The sequence below is a fragment of the Nocardia sp. NPDC004151 genome (assembly GCF_042874235.1).
Taxonomy (GTDB): Bacteria; Actinomycetota; Actinomycetes; order Mycobacteriales; family Mycobacteriaceae; genus Nocardia.
Map to the genome: position 1 here is coordinate 22,232 of NZ_JBIAMR010000024.1, position 17,631 is coordinate 39,862.

Genomic DNA, 17,631 nt, shown 5'->3' on the forward strand with positions numbered 1-17,631 from the left:
TGCGTCGCGCGCGATCAACTCAGGCCAGCTCGAGCTCGTGGGCCACGGCGACCGGGTCCACCGCGATCGGCTTGACCTCGGGCATCCCCTTGAGCGCGTTGTCCGGGTCCTTGAGACCGTTGCCGGTCACGGTGCAGACCACGGTGAGGCCGGAATCCAGCCAGCCCTCGGCGCGCGCGGCCAGCAGACCGGCGACCGACGCGGCGGAGGCGGGCTCCACGAAAACGCCCTCGGTGGCCGCGACCAGGCGGTACGCGGCGAGGATCTCCTCGTCGGTGGCCGCGCGGAAGGCGCCGCCCGACTCCTCCTTGGCGTTCATCGCACCGTTCCAGGACGCGGGGGCGCCGATCCGGATGGCGGTGGCGATGGTCTCCGGGTTCGACACCGGAGCGCCGTTGACCAGCGGCGCGGCGCCCGCGGCCTGCACGCCCAGCATGCGCGGGCGCGAGGTGGTGACGCCGTCGGCGAAGTACTCGCTGTAGCCCTTCCAGTACGCGGTGATGTTGCCCGCGTTGCCGACCGGGAGCACGTGCACGTCGGGCGCCTTGCCCAGCGCGTCGGCGATCTCGAAGGCGGCGGTCTTCTGGCCCTCGATGCGGGCCGGGTTCACCGAGTTCACCAGGCCGACCTCGGGGAAGTCGGAGGTGACCTTGCGGGCCAGCTCCAGGCAGTCGTCGAAGTTGCCGTCCACCTGGATGATCTTCGCGCCCAGCATGACCGCCTGGGCCAGCTTGCCCATGGCGATCTTGCCCGACGGGATCAGCACCGCGCAGTGCAGTCCGGCGCGGGTGGCGTACGCCGCGGCCGAGGCCGAGGTGTTGCCGGTGGAGGCGCACAGCACGGCGGTCTTGCCGTTGTACTTGGCGTCGGTCATGGCCATGGTCATGCCACGGTCCTTGAACGAGCCGGTCGGGTTCGCGCCCTCGACCTTGAGGTACACCTCGCAGCCGGTCAGTTCCGACAGGTGGTGTGCGGGCACCAGCGGGGTGCCGCCCTCGAAGAGAGTGACGGCCTTCCAGTCGGCGGGAATCGCGAGACGATCGCGATACGCGTCGATCAAACCCGGCCACGGCGTGTGCACAGGTGCAGCAGCGCGTGCGGTTGCACTCATTCCTCGGTGCCTTCCAATCTCAGAACACTGGTCACGGACGTGACGGAGTCCAGTTCGGCCAATGCGGCAACGGTATCCGCCAGCGCGGACTCCAGCGCGTGGTGGGTCACCACAACCAGGCGCGCACCCTCGTCGTGTCCCTCCTGGCGGACCGTCGAGATGCTCACACTGTGCTTGGCGAATTCCCCGGCGACCGCTTCCAGCACACCGGTGCGGTCGGCGACCTGCATGTTCACGTGGTAGCGGGTCGGGGTGTCGCCGATCGAGGCGATCGGCAGCTCAGCATAGACCGATTCGCCCGGGGCGCGGCCACCGTAGAACTTGTTGCGCGCCGCCATCACCAGGTCACCCATCACGGCCGACGCGGTGGGAGCGCCGCCGGCGCCCTGCCCGTAGAACATCAGGCGGCCGGCGTTCTCGGCCTCCACGACCACGGCGTTGAACGCGCCGCTGACCGAGGCGAGGGGGTGCTTGCGCGGGATGAGAGCGGGGTAGACGCGCACGGAGATCTTCTCCTTGCCGCCCTCGTCGGTGACGCGCTCGGCCATGGCCAGCAGCTTCACCGTGCAGCCCACGGCCGCGGCCGTCTCCAGATCCTCGGAGGTGATCTTGGAGATGCCCTCGCGGTAGACGTCGCCGGAGGTGACGCGGGTGTGGAAGGCGACCGAGGCCAGGATGGCGGCCTTGGCGGCGGCGTCGTAACCCTCGACGTCGGCGGTCGGGTCGGCCTCGGCGTAGCCCAGGCGGGTGGCCTCGGCCAGCACGTCGTCGTAGTCGGCGCCGGTCTCGGCCATGGCCGAGAGGATGAAGTTGGTGGTGCCGTTCACGATGCCCACCACGCGGTTGACCCGGTCGCCGGACAGCGACTGGATGAGCGGGCGGACCACCGGGATGGCGCCGGCGACGGCGGCCTCGAAGTAGAGGTCGGCGCGGTGATTCTCGGCCGCGGCGGCCAGCTCGCCGGTGTAGTCCGCGAGCAGCGCCTTGTTGGCGGTGACCACGGACTTGCCCGCGTTCAGGGCCGCGGAGATGAGGGCGCGGGCCGGGTCGATGCCGCCCATCACCTCGACGACGATATCGACGTCGTCGCGGGTGACCAGGGCCTCGGCGTCGGTGGTGAGCAGGTCGGCGGACAGGCCGCGGTCCTTGCTCAGATCGCGCACCGCGACCCCGCGCAGCACGACGGGGGCGCCGACACGGTTGCACAGGTCGTCGGCGTGGTCACGAATGATACGGACCACCTCGGTGCCGACCGTGCCCATGCCGAGGACCGCGACACCGATCGGGTGATCCGATCCCCACACGCCGTTCTTCGCAGCGTTGTTCGCCACCTCGGTCATGCCTTCACCTCCAAGCTGAGTAGGTCCTCCACCGTTTCACGGCGGAGGATCAAGCGCGCCTTGCCGTCTCGCACCGCGACCACCGGGGGCCGGGTGAGCATGTTGTAACGGCTCGACATCGAGTAGCAGTACGCGCCGGTCGCGGCCACCGCCACCAGGTCGCCCGGGCCCACATCGGCCGGGAGCCAGGTATCGCGGATGACGATATCCCCACTCTCGCAATGCTTTCCGACCACTCGGGCCACCACCGGACCGGCCTCGCTGGACCGCGAGACCAGACGGCAGTCGTACTCGGCCTGGTACAGGGCCGGACGAATGTTGTCGCTCATGCCGCCGTCGACGCTCACATAGCGTCGGCGATTGCCGCCGTCGAGCACAACATCTTTGATGGTGCCCACCTCGTAGAGGGTGACGGTGCCGGGACCGGCGATGGCGCGGCCCGGCTCGACGGCGATGGTCGGCATCGGCAGCCCGGCGCGCTCGGCCTCCTCGGCCACGATGCGGCGCAGGTTGGCGGCGAAACCGTCCAGGGCGGGCGGGTCCTCGTGCGGCAGGTACGAGATGCCCAGGCCGCCACCGAGATCCAGGATCCGCATCTGCTCGGCGCGCTCCATGCCGAACTTGTCGGCGACCTCGCGCAGCAGGCCCAGCATGCGGCGGGTGGAGATCTCGAAGCCGTCGATCTCGAAGATCTGCGAGCCGATGTGCGAGTGCAGGCCGAGCAGGCGCAGGTTGTCGGATTCGAAGACCCGGGCGATGGCCTGCATGGCGTCGCCGCCCGCGATGGAGAAGCCGAACTTCTGGTCCTCGTGCGCGGTCGAGATGTACTCGTGGGTGTGGGCTTCCACGCCGACGGTGACGCGCACCAGCACGTCGACGACCTTGCCCGCGCGCTTGGCGACGGCTTCCAGGCGCTCGATCTCGATCAGCGAGTCGACGACCACGTCGCCGACGCCCGCCTCGACCGCCATCTCCAGTTCGGGCACCGATTTGTTGTTGCCGTGCAGCGCGATTCGCTCGGCCGGGAACCCGGCGTGCAGCGCCACCGCGAGCTCGCCGCCGGAGCAGACGTCCAGGTGCAGGCCCTCGTCACGGATCCAGCGGGCGATCTCGCCGCACAGGAACGCCTTGGAGGCGTAGTGGACTCGCGCGCCGTCGCCGAAGGCGCGGACCATGTCGCGGCAGCGGGAACGGAAGTCGTCCTCGTCGATGACGAACAGCGGGGTGCCGTACTCGGCGGCCAGCTCGTGCACCGGCACACCGGCCAGCCGCACCACGCCGTCGGCGTCGCGGGAGGCGTTGCGCGGCCACACGTTCGCGGGCAGCTCGATCATCTGGGCGGGCGCGCTGGGGCGCTCGGCCAGGGTGGGCGCGTGCGGAATGTCCGCGTGGCGGGGACCGGCGGGGTGGGCACTCATCTACATACGCTCCGGAGCACTGACGCCTAGCAGGCCGAGGCCGTTGGCGAGAACCTGACGGGTGGCTTTGACCAGCTCGAGGCGAGCGGCATTGAGCGGGGTGACCTCGTCGTCGCCCTGCGGGATGACGCGCAGCGTCTTGTCGGACTGGAAGGGGTGGTACGCGCCGGCCAGCTCCTCGAGGTAGCGGACGACGCGGTGCGGCTCGCGCATGTCGGCGGCGGTGGCCACCACGCGCGGGTACTCGCCGAGGGTGCGGATCAGCTCGCCCTCGCGGTCATCGGTGAGCAGCGCGAAATCCGGTGCGACCGAGGCGTAGTCGAACGCGGCGGCATTGCCGATGATCTGGTTGGTGCGGGCGTGCGCGTATTGCACGTAGTAGACCGGGTTCTCGCTGTCCTGGCGGGTCCACAGGTCCAGGTCGATGTCGATGCTGGAGTTCACCGAGGAGCGCACCAGCGAGTAGCGGGCGGCGTCGACGCCGATCTGCTCGACCAGGTCGTCGAGGGTGACGACGGTGCCCGCGCGCTTGGACATGCGGACGGCCGCACCGTCTTTCACCAGGTTCACCATCTGGCCGATGAGCACCTCGACGGTGTCGGGGTTGTCGCCGAACGCCGCGGCGGCGGCCTTCAGGCGGCCGATGTAGCCGTGGTGGTCGGCGCCCAGCATGTAGATGCACAGGTCGAAGCCGCGCGAACGCTTGTTCTGGAAGTAGGCGATGTCACCGCCGATGTAGGCGGACTTGCCGTCGCTCTTGATGACGACGCGGTCCTTGTCGTCGCCGTACTCGGTGGAGGCGATCCACCAGGCGCCGTCCTTCTCGTACAGATTGCCCGACGCCTTCAACTCGTCGAGGGCCTTCTCCACCGCGCCGGAGGCGAACAGCGAGCTCTCGTTGAAGTACACGTCGAAGTCGGTGCCGAATTCGTGCAGCGTCTTCTTGATGTGCGCGAACATCAGCTCGACGCCCTCGCGGCGGAACAGCTCGTGGCGCTCGGTCTCCGGGAGTTCCAGCACGCCCGGGTTGGCCTTGACCACGGTGTCGGCGATGTCGTCGATGTAGTCGCCCGCGTAGCCGTCCTCCGGGGTCGGCTGCCCGAGCGCGGCGGCGACCAGCGAGTTGGCGAAGCGGTCGATCTGCGCGCCGTGGTCGTTGAAGTAGTACTCGCGGGTGACGTCGGCGCCCTGCGCGGCCAGGATGCGGCCGAGCGCGTCGCCGACCGAGGCCCAGCGGGTGCCGCCCAGGTGGATGGGGCCGGTGGGATTGGCGGAGACGAACTCCAGGTTGATCCTGGTGCCGCCCATGGCGTCCGCGGTGCCGAACTTCGCGCCCGCTTCCAGGATCTTCTCCACGATCGCACCCTGCGCGGCCTTGGCCAGGCGGATGTTCAAAAAGCCAGGTCCCGCGACTTCGGCGGCGTCGATGCCCTCGGCGGCGGTCAGCGCCTCGGCGAGCAGCGTGGCGAAATCGCGCGGGTTCATTCCCGCCTTCTTACCTACCTGCATGGCCACATTCGTGGCATAGTCACCGTGCTCGGGGTTGCGGGGACGCTCCACCTTGACCTCGTCGGGCAGGACCGAAGGGTCGGATCCACGTTCGACAAGTACCTTCGCCGCGGTAGCACGAAGGAGATCTGCAAGGTCAGCTGGAGTCACGAGTCACTATCCTATGGTCTGAGCAGGTGAACGCCGCGAGCGGGCACCACCGGGCAGGTGCCCAGCAAACGATGCGGCCGCGTCGTTTGATTGTCCGACACGTCGAAAAGAGCACAACAAGCATGCCGAGCAAGACCAGTGCCAAATCGGCCAAGGCCATCAAGGCCGCGGGCAAGTCCGCCGGGTCGTCCCGCAGGGGCGGTGGCGGCGGACTGGGCGGAAAGCGCCAGATCCCGTGGCTCATGATCGGGGCCGTCGTCTGCGTTTTCGCCCTGATCGGCGGCATCGCCTGGGTGCTCGTGCCGAAGATCCAGGACAAGCAGGAGCAGAACAAGTACACGCCGTCCGCGCAGAAGAAGGATCCCTCGGATCAGATCTCCGGCGTGGTGAAGAAGGACTACGCGGCGGGCCTGCACATCGCCGCGACCCAGCGGGTGGCCTACGACCAGGCCCCGCCCTTCGGCGGCCCGCACGACAGCTCGTGGGCGGCGTGCACCGGCGTCGTGTACCCGACGGCGATCCGCACCGAGAACGCGGTGCACTCGCTCGAGCACGGCGCGGTCTGGATCGCCTACAACCCGGACAAGCTCGACAAGGCGGGCGTCGACACGCTGTCGGCCAAGGTCAAGGGCAAGCCGTACACCCTGATGTCGCCGTACCCGGGCCTGGATTCGGCCATCTCGATGCAGTCGTGGGGCCACCAGCTCAAGCTGGACAGCGCCGATGACAAGCGCGTCACCCAGTTCATCACCGCGCTGCGGCTGAACCAGTACGCCTACCCCGAGGTCGGCGCGGACTGCGCGAACCCGACCTTCAAGACCGACAACCCGCCCGCCTTCGACCCGAGCGCCCCCGGTCCCGACGCGGTCCCGATGGACGGCACCGGCGCGACCAAGGCGCAGAACGAGATCGGCGGCACCCCGGGCATGCCCAGCATCCCCGGCTTCCCCGCCGGTATCCCGAGCCTGCCCGAGGGCACCCCGGCGCTGCCGACCGACGCCAATCTGCCCGGCGGCATCCCGACCATCCCGGCCCCGACCGACGGCCCGACGCAGCCGGAGCAGCCGGCTCCGACCCAGTAGTGCCGCCGTTCATGGCCGACGTCCCCGATCGCAGCTCCGAGCCGGATCCCGCCGCCGAGCCCGCCCAGCAGCCGCGCCGCAATCAGCGGCAGCTGCTGGCGATCCTCGGCGTGGTCGGGGTGCTGCTCGTCGGTTTCCTGGCCGGGCTCCTGGTCGGCAATCCGCTGCGGCATCAGACCGAAACGCCCGGCGCCGTGGATGTCGGCTTCTCCCAGGACATGTCGGTGCACCACACGCAGGCGGTGCAGATGTCGAGTCTGGCGCTGTCCGGGTCGGCCGACCCGGCGGTGAAGCGCCTGGCCTATGACATCCTGACCACGCAGGCCAATCAGGCCGGGCGCATGCAGGGTTGGCTGCAGCTGTGGGACAAGCCGCTCATCGCCCCCGACGGCTACATGGGCTGGATGACCGACATGTCGGCGCACCAGCATTCGGGCACGTCCATGCACGCGGGCGCGGTGCAGACCATGCCCGGTATGGCCTCGGATCAGGAGATGGCCGCGCTCGGCCAGGCCACCGGTCCGGCCCAGGACGCGCTGTTCCTGCAGCTCATGCTGCGCCACCATCAGGGCGGCATGCCGATGATCGAGTACGCGGCCCAGCGCGCCGACACCGACGCGGTGCGGTCGCTGGCGGAGAGCATGGCCAAAACCCAGCAGGGTGAGGCCGATCTGATGACGCAGATGCTCGCCGAACGCAAGGTCGCACCGCTGCCGATGAATTGAGGACCGGCGGACCGGGTGGATAGAAACGCCCGGTCCGCATCGGTTTTTGGCGCAGCGCGGCCGATGCGATACGCTTTCCCCGCCCGACCGGGAGACCGGACGGGACCATCCCCGCCCTCGTAGCTCAGGGGATAGAGCGTCTGCCTCCGGAGCAGAAGGCCGCAGGTTCGATTCCTGCCGAGGGCACCACCAAGGGCCCCGACCGTGAATGACGGTCGGGGCCTTTGTCGTTCGCACACAGCGATGCTGTCGTTCGCGCAGCACGGTGACGGCCGCGTCAGATGTCTGACTTATCGTGCCATCGTGACCGATCGGTATTCCGATTCACGGCCCTGGGCGGGAAGCTAGAGATGTGCATCGCGGTGTCCGGTTGTGCAGGAGGCAGCCGGACACCGCGAGCGCGTTCCGGGCAGACTGGTCGGCCCCGCCTTGCCGAGTGAAACACGCGCACGCCGGTATCTTCTGAGAGGTGCCGGAGAACGAGAGCGCCCGTCCAGGACAGCGGTCGCGGGGCGCTTCGCGCCCCGGAATCCGCCGCTTGTTCCCGCTGCTCGCGGCCGCCATCACCGGCTCGATCCTGGCCACACCGGCCACCGCCACACCCGTCCGGCCGGAGGAGACGACCCTCGCGTCGTTCTACGAGCCGGCCGCCGACCGGATTCCCGGGACCCACGGTTCGGTGATCCAGATCCGGCCGCTCACAGGCGAACCCGCGCTCGCCGGGGCGCGCAACTATCTGCTGATGTACCGCTCGATCGATATGCAGGGCAATCCGGTCGCGGTCACCGGCACGCTCGCGGTGCCCGACAGCACGCCGCCGCCCGGCGGCTGGCCGTTGATCTCCTGGGCGCACGGCACCACCGGCGTCGCCGACGCGTGCGCGCCCTCGCGGGACACCTCCCCCGACTTCCCCGCCCACGACTACACCTCGATGGTGCGGCGGGTGCAGGAGCGCTGGGTGGCGGCCGGGTACGCGGTCGCGCAGACCGACTATCAGGGGCTGGGCACGCCCGGGCCGCACGGCTATCTGATCGGCACCGCCGAGCAGCGCGCCGTCACCGACATGGCCAGGGCCGCACGGCAGATCGACCCCGATATCGGGACGCGCTGGGTGACGGTCGGGCATTCCCAGGGCGGGCAGGCGGCCGTCTTCACCGACGCGCAAGCCCAGCAGTGGGCGCCCGACCTGGAGCTGCTGGGCGCGGTGGCGCTGGCCCCGGCCTCACACCAGGGCATCGGCTTGCAGGCCTCGCAGCTGGCTACCACCACGGGCGTGGCGGGTACGCTGGCCCCGCTCACCGGCGGTGCGGTGTCGTTCCTGCCCTTGATCATTCGCGGCGCCCAGACGGTGGCCGAGGTGGATCCCGTCCGATTCCTCACGCCACGTGCGCAATCCATGCTGGATGAGGCCGACGATCGGTGCATCGGGCAACTGCGGCAGTCGGATTCGTGGGGCGGACTGAACGCCGACGATGTCTTCCGGCGCGACGGGGACACCGCCGCGCTGATCCGCGTGCTGAACGAGAACGACCCCACCGCCCTGTCCTTCACCCAGCCGCTGCTGGTGTTGCAGGGCCGCGCCGACACGACCGTGCCCGCACCGGGCACCGAGGCCATGGTGGTGCAGCAGCGCGCGAGCGGGCAGCCGGTGCAGTACCACGCCTATGCGGGGGTGGATCACCGCGGCGTGCTCGACGCGTCGTTCGACGACGCGCTGGCCTGGGTGAACCGCCGCTTCGGGCGCTGAGCTCAGACCGACGGCGTCCAGGCCGGATCGCGGCCGAACCAGGCGGCGAGGCGGTCATAGACGGAGGCGTCCGCGGCGATCGGCATCTCGGCGCCGAAAGCCTTTCCCGGGCCCCGGAATTCGGGCTTCAGCACCCGATGTGACCAGGCCAGGCCGTATTCGGCGAGTTCGGGGTCCAGGGTCCGGTCCTGGCCGGTGGCGCGGGCGAGATCCCAGGTGTGTGTGGCGAATTCGGCGATCTGCTGGTCGGCGCGGCCGCGCAGCGGGGCCTCCCCGCCCAGGCTGGGCACCGGCCGTTCCAGGTCGGCGGTCCGCCACTGGTCGAGCAGGGCTCGCGCGCGGGTCTGGAATTCGGCGGACCAGTCCGCGCCGACCTGCTCGGGCGGCGCTCCCCACTCGGGCATGTCGCCGCGGGCGGCGATGCGGAAGTCGCGCAGGATCTGACCGATCAGGTGGGTCACCAGTTCCCGCACGGTCCAGTCCTCGCACGGGGTGGGCTGGTCGGCCTGATCCGGGGTGACGGCGGCGATGACCTCGCCGGTCTGGGTGATCGCCCGGGCCAGGAGATCGACGGTCGGGTCCACCGGTGACGTATCGGTCATGCGGCCAGACTAGCTCCGGGGCATGACATTCCGCGGTTCATCGGCGTGGCGCGCGGCGAGCAGGGCGGCAGGCGCGGCGCCAGCCGGCCGGATCCGCCACAGCAGGTACACCCCGGCCGCACAGCCGAGAGTGACGATCAGCGCCGACCAGCCCGGCAGCGCCGAGACCACGCCGGTCGGATCCCGGTACCAGCGCGGCGAATACGCGACCCGGCCGAAGTCGCTGCCGCGCAACGCCACCACCAGGCAGGGCACGATCAGCACCGCGATGGCCACCACCGCGCTGCCCGCGCCCTTCGGCACCGCCGCGCCGAAGCAGCAGCCGATGGCGAATCCGGTGCCGACCACGCCGAGCACCGGGATCACCGAGTACTGGTGGGCCAGGTCCGCGGTGCCCGCCGCGAAGACGGCCAACGCTCCGGTCACCGCCAGCGCGAGCCACGGTGAGCGCCGCGCGCGTCCGGCGGCCAGTCCGGCCAGCAGGGCCAGCACCGGGAACGGCGCGGTCCAATCCGGCCGCGGCACCGCGATGATCGCGCTGCCCGCATTGGCCACCGCGACCGCCAGCAGCACCAGCGTGCCCTCGCGGCCCGGCAGCAGCAGGGCGGCCAGTACGGCCGCGCCGACGGTGACGGCGATCGCCGCGCCGATCTGCACGAGGGTCCCGGCGTGGCGCACGAACCATTCCGTGGACAACACGGTCGCGGTGATCACCACGAGCGCGGACAGGATGGTGCCGATGGCCAGGTCGGTGGTCTCCTCCTCGATCGCCGGATCGGGCTGTTGCAGCATGATTCCCGCGGCGAGCAGCGCGGTGGTGAGCAGCAGCAGCCATACCGGCGGGGTGCCGACCGAGGCCAATTGGATGAGCGGGTTGCCCTGGCCGTCGGCGGGCGGCAGCGAGGTCTGGTCGCCGACCAGGATCGAGCCGAGCGCGCCGATGAGGAAGGCCGCGGTCGCGAGCGGCTTGCCGAAGACCGCGACGGCCAGTGCGCCGAGCAGGATGCCCGCGAACATGGAGTCGATGTAATTGGCGGTGGTGAGGCTGTCCATGGTCGGCGCGCCCCGGTTCCAGAACTGGTCGACCAGCAGCATGACCGCGCTGCCGCAGGCGGTGATCCACGCGCTGCGTCTGCCGAGCGCGACCACCAGGGCCGCCGACACCACGGCCAGCGCGGCTCCGGCCGCCGCGGCGCGCGGCATATTGAGGACGAGCAGATCCAATTGCAGGACCGGTCCGGCGGTGGCGCCGCCGAGATCGAGGGGGGCCATCAGCAACAGTCCCGCCACGACCGCGCCGAGCAGGGCCGCGAGTGTCTCGATCGACACCGCGTAGCGCCGGATCGACAGGGGCACGGCCATGCCGGGCTGGTGTGCCAACGCGAACCTCGCGCCCATGTGTCACCTACTCCCTCGGTGATGCGACGCCTTCCGCGTACGGCGATGTCGAGCAGCTATGTGTGACCGAGGCTAACAGCCCCGAGCAGTGTGCATTCCGGGATGTGGAGTCGGTCACACGGGATCACAATCACACGAGACGTGAGGGAGATGAGAATGCGGTCGCGGGCGCCGGTTCAGGCGCAGCGGAAGCGGAACGCCGCGAGCGGGGTAGTGCCGGGCACCGAGGTGACCTCGAGCGCGGAATCGCCGTCGAGCATGCACCCGATGGGCGCGGCGACCTGAACCCGATAGCAGCCCGGCGCGCCCGCGTAGACGGCCGACCCGTCGGCGCCGGTGGTGATGGTGGCCAGGCTCGCGCCGCCGCCGCAGGGCGCGATGTCGGCGGCCACGCCCGCCATGGGGAACTGTTCGGTTCCGAAGACCGCCTGCACCTTCAGCGCCGGATCGGCGGCCGGTTCGGCGCCGGCCTGCGGGGCGAGCGCGCACGCGGCGGCGAGGGCGGACATGACGATCAGCGTGCGGCGCACCGGGTCTCCTTCGGCCTCGAGCCGAGGATTCGGCTTCCGCGCCAATATAGGTGCTTCCCAGACCATTCGGTCACATTCCGTCGACCCGGTGCACGGTGTGAGCCGACCGGGCGCACGGTGTGATCAGACCGCGGAGACGGCGTCCGGCACTGTGAACACGCCGGGCGCGGCGCCGTTGCGGGGTACGCGACCTGCGGCGGCGCACTGCTCGGAGGTGAAAGCGACCGCCGCGCCGAGGACTTCGAGGTCGACCCGGTCGCCGACCGTGGGCGCGCCGACGCTGACCCGGCGCACCTGGATCGGTTCCGGGGAGCCGTCGAGGTCGAGGGTGAGCATGACGTCCGCGCCGCGGAATTCGAGGGTGCGCACGGTGGCGCTCCCGGCGTCGCCCGCGGCAGTGGCGTGGGCCAGCAGCTGTTCGGGGCGCAGCATGATCGCGCCCTGCCCGGTCGGGGCGTTGTCCTGCACGGGAATCCGGCCCAGCAGGGTCTCGGCGGTCACCGGGCCGATGCTGGCGTCGAGCAGCACGGTGTCGCCGAGGAATCCGGCGGTGAACAGGTCCGCGGGCTCGGCGTAGACCTGCTCCGGGGTGCCGACCTGGGTGAAGCGGCCGGAGCACATGACCGCCACCTGATCGGCGAAGGACAGCGCCTCCTCCTGGTCGTGGGTGACCAGGATGCTGGTCATGCCCGCGGCGCGCAGGGTTTCGGCGACGGCCTGGCGGGTGGCGGCGCGCAGTCCGGTGTCGAGGGCGCTGAAGGGTTCGTCGAGCAGCATGAGGGCGGGTTTGCGGGCCATGGCCCGGGCCAGGGCGACGCGCTGCTGCTGGCCGCCGGAGAGCTGGTGCGGCCGCCGGTCCGCGTACGACGGGTCGAGGGAGACCATGTCGAGGAGTTCGGCCACGTGCCGCCGGTGTTTGCGGCCGGCCCCGAACCCGCCGCCCAGACCGTAGGCGATGTTCTGTCCCACGGTCAGGTGCGGGAACAGCGCGCCGTCCTGCGCCACGTAGCCGATGCGGCGGCGGTGCGCGGGCAGCGAGAAGCCTTCGCGGGTGACGGTTTCCCCGCCGATGGTGACCGCGCCCGCGTCGGGGTGCTCGAACCCGGCGATCACCCGCAGCAGGGTGGTCTTGCCGCAGCCGGAGGAGCCGACGACGGCGGTGGCGGTGCCGTCGGCGACGTCGAGGCCGATGCCGTCGAGGACCGGCGCTCCCGGCCCGAAGCTCTTGCGAACCTGGTCTACGACAAGCCGACTCACAATCCCGCCGCCTTCCTGGATTGGGTGAACAGCAGATAGGTGACCGGCACCGAGGCGATGATCATGATCAGCGCGTAGGGCGCGGCCGCGGCGTAGTCCAGTTCGCCCGACAGCTGCCAGAACTGCATGGCGAGGGTGTTGGTGCCGTTGGGGGCGAGCAGCAGGGTGGCGGTCAGTTCGGTGGCCACCGCCACGAACACCATGGCGGCGGCGGCCGCGGCGGCGGGCGCGGTCAGGCGCAGGGTGACGCGGAAGAACGTGGCGGCCGGGGACTTTCCGAGCGCCAGCGACGCCTCCTCCAGCCCGATCGGCACCTGCGCCAGCCCGGCGCGCACGCTGACCAGGGCGCGCGGCAGGAACATCAGGGTGTAGGCGGCCAGGATGGTGGCGGCGGTCTGATAGAAGACGGGCAGCCAGCGGATCGACACGGTCACCAGGGCCAGCGCGATCACGATGCCCGGCAGCGAACTGGTGATGTAGTTGGCGCCCTCGATGATTCGCGCGAACCGCGAGGTGGAGCGGACCGCGACCCAGGCCACCGGGAAGGCGCACAGGGTGGTGATCACCGCGGCGGTGGCGGCCAGACCGATGGTCTGGCCCAGGGATTCGCCGATGTCGACGGTGTTCCACACCGCCGAGCCGCCGATCTTCAGCCAGCGCCCGATGGTCCACAGCGGCACGCCCAGCGTGGCCGCCAGCGCCCCGAACAACACCAGGAGCATGGGAATCCGGCCCAGCCCCAAGCGGATCCGGTGGACACCGCGTTGCGCGCCGCCGCCGATCCGCGCGTAGCGGGCCCGCCCGCGCACGCCGGCCTCGGCGGCCAGCAGCACCAGGCACAGCACCACCAGCACGCCGGACAGGGTGCTGCCCGCGGCCCCGGCGAAGCTGGACTGGTACTGCTGGAAGATGGCGGTGGTGAAGGTGTCGAACCGGATCATGGCGAAGGCGCCGTACTCGGCGAGCAGGTGCAGCGAGATCAGCAGTCCGCCACCGAGAATCGCGAGTCGTAGCTGCGGCAGCACCACCCGCGCGAAGACGGCGAACGGTCCCGAGCCCAGTGCCCGGGCGGATTCCTCCACGGCCGGGTCGAGCCGGCGCAGGGTGGCCGCGGCGGGCAGGTACACCAGCGGGAAGTAGGAGACGGTGGCGACGAGCACGCCCGCCCACAGTCCGTGCAGCGAGGGGATGGCGCTGACCCAGCCGTAGCTGTTGACGAAGGCCGGAACCGCCAGGGGCGCGGCGAAGGCCGGTCCCCACCAGGCCGCGCCCGGCACGTCGGTGCGTTCCACGATCCAGGCCAGTCCGACGCCGAGGGTGACGCTGATCGGCACGGTGAGGACCACCAATTCGGCGGTGTTGCGCAGCAATTCGGCCACGCGCGGCCGGAAGACGAGTTCGGCGGTCTCGTGCAGGCCGGTGGAGACCAGGGTGGACACGATGTAGCCCAGTGGTACGAGCGTCGCCGCCACCATGAGCAGGGCGGCGACGGTGACGAGCGACCCGGGCCGCCAGGCGAGTGCCTTGGCGACCCGGGTCGACCCGGTGTCCCGGGTGGGTACAGCGGTCCGAGCGGTCACTTAGAGCAGGCCCGCCTGGGTCATCAGCTGGGTGACCTTCTTGGAGTCCAGCTTCGAGGGATCGATCTTGGGCGCGTCCAGCGAGGCCAGCGGCGGCAGCGCCGCGTTGGCGGCGACGTCGGAGGCCACGGGGTACTCCATGGAGTCGCCGTCGCGCAGCACCTCCTGGCCCTTCTTGGAGGTGATGTAGTTCAGGAACTTCTGGGCGTCGTTCTGATGCTTGCTCGACTTCAGCACGCCGCCACCGGAAATGGAGACGAAGGCGCCCGGGTCCTGGTTCTTGAAGTAGAACAGCTGGGTGTTTTTGCTGTTCTCCTTGGTCTTGGCCTGATCCTTGAACCAGTAGTAGTGGTAGATCACGCCACCGTCGAACTGGCCGGAGTTGACGCCCTTCATGACGGTGGTGTTGTTCTGCGAGATGACCGCGTTCTCCTTCATGCCCGCGAGCCAGGAGAGGGTCGCCTCCTCACCCTTCTGGGCGAGCAACGCGGCCACGATGGCCTGGAAGTCCGCGCCCGCGGCGGCGCCGCTCCAGCGGCCCTTCCACTGCGGCTGCGCCAGGTCCAGCAGCGACTTGGGCAGCTGGTCGGCGGGGAGCTTGCCGGTGTTGTAGACGAAAACGGTGGAGCGCGCGGCGATTCCGGTCCACTTGCCGGTGGAGGGGCGGAACTGCTCGGGTACCTGGCCGAGGGTGTCCTTGTCGACGTCGGCGAACAGGCCGGCGTGCTCGACCAGCGCCATGGCCGGGGAGTTCTCGGTGATGAAGACGTCGGCCTTGGAGTTCTTGCCCTCGGCGACGATCTGGTTGCCCAGGTCGGTGTCACCGCCGTTGCGGATGGTCACCTTGATGCCGGTGTCCTTGGTGAACGCGTCGATCCACTCCTTGGTGAGGGATTCGTGCTGTGCGTTGTAGACCAGGATCTCGTTGTCCTCGTCGGAGGAGCTGGAGCATGCCGTGGTCGCGCCGAGCACCGCGATCGCCGCCAATGCGCCGGACACCAGTTTCCATCGAGCCGCCGTCATGACCGTCCTTCCACTCGACGCTGAGGTTTGCCTAACCAACGTACCGTCCCACGTCACGGGTGGAAATGCCACCCCGCCGACGAAACCGAATCGCTGTAATCTGCCCCTCGATGACTCGGCACAGGCGCACCCCTCTCACCATCGGCATCGGCATCGCGGCCGCGGTTCTCGTCGGCGGCGGCATCGCTACCGCGATGACGTTGAACGGCAAGGACTCCGCGCCGAGCGACGCCAAGCGGATCGAGACCACGCTGCGCGATTTCTACGCAACCCTCTCCACCGGCGGCGCGTCCCAGGCTGTCGGCCAGACCTGCGCGGGCGACCGCGCCCAGTACCAGGGACTGCCCGAAGCCCAGCGCAAGGCCATGGACCAGGGCAAGGTCAGCATGAAGGTGGATTCGGTGGAGGGCGTCACCGTCACCGGCGACCGCGCCACCGCCGTCACCCTCGGCACCCTCTCGCTGCCCGGCGCCGCCGACAGCCAACGGTCCACCAACGAACACCTCCGCAAGGAAGACGGTGTATGGAAGGTCTGTTCCACCGACGCGAAGTAGGACCGGCATGAGCTGCTGCGGCCCGAATCGACGCCAGGCCCTGGGCCTGCTCGCGGCGGCCGCGGCGCTCCCGCTCGTCCACCCGGGTCCGGCCCGGGCCCACGCCGATTCGCCGATCGCGACCGATCTGGAGGTCGTCACGATCACCGAGCGGTCGGCGGTCCTGACCTGGACGACTTTCGGTGCGGACGGGCTGCCCGCGGAGACCGACGGCGAGGTCTGGCTCGGTCCGGCCGACGGTTCGGGCCTGCGGCGGGTCTTCGGCGACGCGCGGCCGACGGCCTACCACTACGCGGAGGTCACCGGCCTCGAGCCCGGCCGCGCGTATCGGTTCGAGGCCCGCTCGGCGGGCATTCCGGCCGCGCCCGCGCTGAATGTGGCCACCCGACTGCCGGATACGCCGGAATCGCGGGGCGTCTTCACCACGCTGGTGCCGCCACCCGGCCGGCTGCTGCGAACCCTGGCGCTGTCCAATGACATTCATCTGGGTGAGGAGGTCAGCGGGATCATCGCCGCGGGCCTGCCCCCGGGCCTGCGCCAAGAGCCCGGTCTCGCACCGTATCCCGAGGTCATGCTGACCGCGCTGCTCGATGATATGCACCGGCCCGATCGCGCGGTCGACCATCTGGTGCTGGCCGGTGACCTGACCGCGGAGGCCACGCCCGAGCAGGTGCGCGGCGTGCACGCCCACCTCGCGAAGTGGGGTGCGCCGGGCCGGGATTGGTTCGCGGCCCGCGGCAATCACGACCGCCCGCACGTCGGGTCCGATTACGCGGAGTGCGCCCCGTACGCCGACCACCACGACTGCTGGGCCGATTCCTTCGGGCCCCGGCAGCGATTGGCGGCCCACGAGGTCGGTGAACTGCGCCTGATCGCGCTGGACACCACGCAGCTCGACGGGTCCGGCGGCATCCTGGAGCGGCCTCAGCTCGACGAGCTGCGCGACCGGCTCACCGCCGATCCCGACCGTCCCACCCTGGTTTTCGGCCACCACCCGGTCACCACCGAGTCCGGCTGGTCGAATCTGGCGGGCCCGGGTTTCATCCTCGACGCCGCGAATGCCGCCGAGCTGCAATCGATCTACCGCGACGCCCCCGGCGTGTTCCTGCACCACGCGGGCCACACCCACCGCAATCGCCGCACCCGCCCCGACCTGCCGATCCCGGTCGACTTCCTGGAAGTGGCCGCGACCAAGGAATACCCGGGCGGCTACACCCTGCTCCGGCTGTTCGAGGGCGGGTACATGGCCAATTTCCACAAGACGCGGACCGAGGACGCGCGCCGCTGGAGCAGCCGGTCCCGGGGCGAATACTTCGGGCTGCTACCCGAGTACACGCTCGGTTCCACGGCCGAGCGCAACTACACCGTGCTGCGCGACCTTTCGGGTCTCAGCCGTTCCTGAGCGTCCGGCGGCAGGAGGAAAAGGGAACGCTTCCCTGGGCTGATTGCCCGGGAGGCGTTCTCCGATGGAGCGAGCGGCGGGAGTCGAACCCGCGTACACGGCTTTGCAGACCGCCACCTGGCCACTCGGTCACACCCGCATCGGCGAGGTCCATAGTGCGCCGGTTCGGGTCCGGGACCGAGGGTTTGAATCACCGTGATTGC

15 protein-coding genes and 2 tRNA genes are annotated in these 17,631 nt (G+C 70.2%); 6 read left to right on the forward strand and 11 right to left on the reverse strand.

What is annotated here, in order from left to right; all coding sequences use genetic code 11:
* Positions 1-19 precede the first annotated feature (19 nt).
* From thrC to argS, 4 genes are read right to left on the reverse strand one after another with little or no spacing between them, the layout of a single operon-like run.
* Positions 20-1,111, reverse strand: coding sequence for a threonine synthase (gene thrC / locus ACFYTS_RS34465; RefSeq protein ID WP_357282059.1), 1,092 nt, complete (start codon positions 1,109-1,111; stop codon positions 20-22).
* Positions 1,108-2,451, reverse strand: a complete 1,344-nt coding sequence (locus ACFYTS_RS34470; RefSeq protein ID WP_357282060.1) for a homoserine dehydrogenase — start codon at positions 2,449-2,451, stop codon at positions 1,108-1,110. Before ACFYTS_RS34470 ends, thrC begins: the two co-directional genes overlap by 4 nt.
* Entirely contained in the window at positions 2,448-3,869 is a 1,422-nt protein-coding gene (gene lysA / locus ACFYTS_RS34475; RefSeq protein ID WP_357097785.1) for a diaminopimelate decarboxylase, read from the reverse strand. Before lysA ends, ACFYTS_RS34470 begins: the two co-directional genes overlap by 4 nt.
* Positions 3,870-5,528 (reverse strand): arginine--tRNA ligase, encoded by a 1,659-nt coding sequence (argS, locus tag ACFYTS_RS34480; RefSeq protein WP_357282062.1) that lies wholly within the window; start codon positions 5,526-5,528, stop codon positions 3,870-3,872.
* Between the two features lie 122 nt (positions 5,529-5,650).
* Between argS and ACFYTS_RS34485 the strand changes: the two genes are divergently transcribed.
* The 4 genes from ACFYTS_RS34485 (at position 5,651) to ACFYTS_RS34500 (ending at position 9,082) form a co-directional block, all read left to right on the forward strand.
* Complete coding sequence (locus ACFYTS_RS34485; protein ID WP_387309468.1) at positions 5,651-6,610, forward strand: DUF3105 domain-containing protein; 960 nt, start codon at positions 5,651-5,653, stop codon at positions 6,608-6,610.
* 11 nt (positions 6,611-6,621) lie between these two features.
* Entirely contained in the window at positions 6,622-7,335 is a 714-nt protein-coding gene (locus ACFYTS_RS34490; protein WP_357282065.1) for a DUF305 domain-containing protein, read from the forward strand.
* A gap of 113 nt (positions 7,336-7,448) precedes the next feature.
* A tRNA-Arg gene (locus ACFYTS_RS34495) sits at positions 7,449-7,524 on the forward strand.
* Between the two features lie 280 nt (positions 7,525-7,804).
* Entirely contained in the window at positions 7,805-9,082 is a 1,278-nt protein-coding gene (locus tag ACFYTS_RS34500) for an alpha/beta hydrolase family protein (protein WP_387309469.1), read from the forward strand.
* 2 nt (positions 9,083-9,084) lie between these two features.
* Here ACFYTS_RS34500 and ACFYTS_RS34505 read toward each other — a convergent pair whose 3' ends face one another.
* From ACFYTS_RS34505 to ACFYTS_RS34530, 6 genes are all read right to left on the reverse strand, one after another.
* Positions 9,085-9,684, reverse strand: coding sequence for a TIGR03086 family metal-binding protein (locus ACFYTS_RS34505; protein ID WP_387309470.1), 600 nt, complete (start codon positions 9,682-9,684; stop codon positions 9,085-9,087).
* Between the two features lie 9 nt (positions 9,685-9,693).
* Complete coding sequence (locus ACFYTS_RS34510; RefSeq protein ID WP_387309471.1) at positions 9,694-11,082, reverse strand: hypothetical protein; 1,389 nt, start codon at positions 11,080-11,082, stop codon at positions 9,694-9,696.
* Positions 11,083-11,258: 176 nt separating this feature from the next.
* On the reverse strand, positions 11,259-11,612 hold the full coding sequence (locus ACFYTS_RS34515) for a hypothetical protein (RefSeq protein ID WP_387309472.1): 354 nt from the start codon (positions 11,610-11,612) through the stop codon (positions 11,259-11,261).
* Positions 11,613-11,735: 123 nt separating this feature from the next.
* Positions 11,736-12,869 carry an ABC transporter ATP-binding protein gene (locus tag ACFYTS_RS34520; RefSeq protein ID WP_387309473.1) on the reverse strand — a complete coding sequence of 378 codons (1,134 nt, stop codon included), beginning with the start codon at positions 12,867-12,869 and terminating at the stop codon, positions 11,736-11,738.
* The gene (locus ACFYTS_RS34525; RefSeq protein ID WP_387309474.1) at positions 12,866-14,449 is read right to left on the reverse strand and encodes an ABC transporter permease; all 1,584 of its coding nucleotides are present in this window, start codon (positions 14,447-14,449) and stop codon (positions 12,866-12,868) included. The genes ACFYTS_RS34520 and ACFYTS_RS34525 overlap by 4 nt, the downstream gene beginning before the upstream one ends.
* Positions 14,450-15,472 (reverse strand): iron ABC transporter substrate-binding protein, encoded by a 1,023-nt coding sequence (locus ACFYTS_RS34530; RefSeq protein WP_387309475.1) that lies wholly within the window; start codon positions 15,470-15,472, stop codon positions 14,450-14,452.
* Positions 15,473-15,582: 110 nt separating this feature from the next.
* On the opposite strand from ACFYTS_RS34530, the gene ACFYTS_RS34535 reads away from it, so the two are divergent.
* Both ACFYTS_RS34535 and ACFYTS_RS34540 read left to right on the forward strand, forming a co-directional pair.
* Positions 15,583-16,026 carry a hypothetical protein gene (locus ACFYTS_RS34535; protein WP_387309476.1) on the forward strand — a complete coding sequence of 148 codons (444 nt, stop codon included), beginning with the start codon at positions 15,583-15,585 and terminating at the stop codon, positions 16,024-16,026.
* Between the two features lie 7 nt (positions 16,027-16,033).
* Entirely contained in the window at positions 16,034-17,428 is a 1,395-nt protein-coding gene (locus ACFYTS_RS34540; RefSeq protein ID WP_387309477.1) for a metallophosphoesterase, read from the forward strand.
* A gap of 65 nt (positions 17,429-17,493) precedes the next feature.
* On the opposite strand, the gene ACFYTS_RS34545 is transcribed toward ACFYTS_RS34540, so the two are convergent.
* Positions 17,494-17,567 (reverse strand) — tRNA-Cys (locus tag ACFYTS_RS34545).
* Between the last annotated feature and the right edge of the window lie 64 nt (positions 17,568-17,631).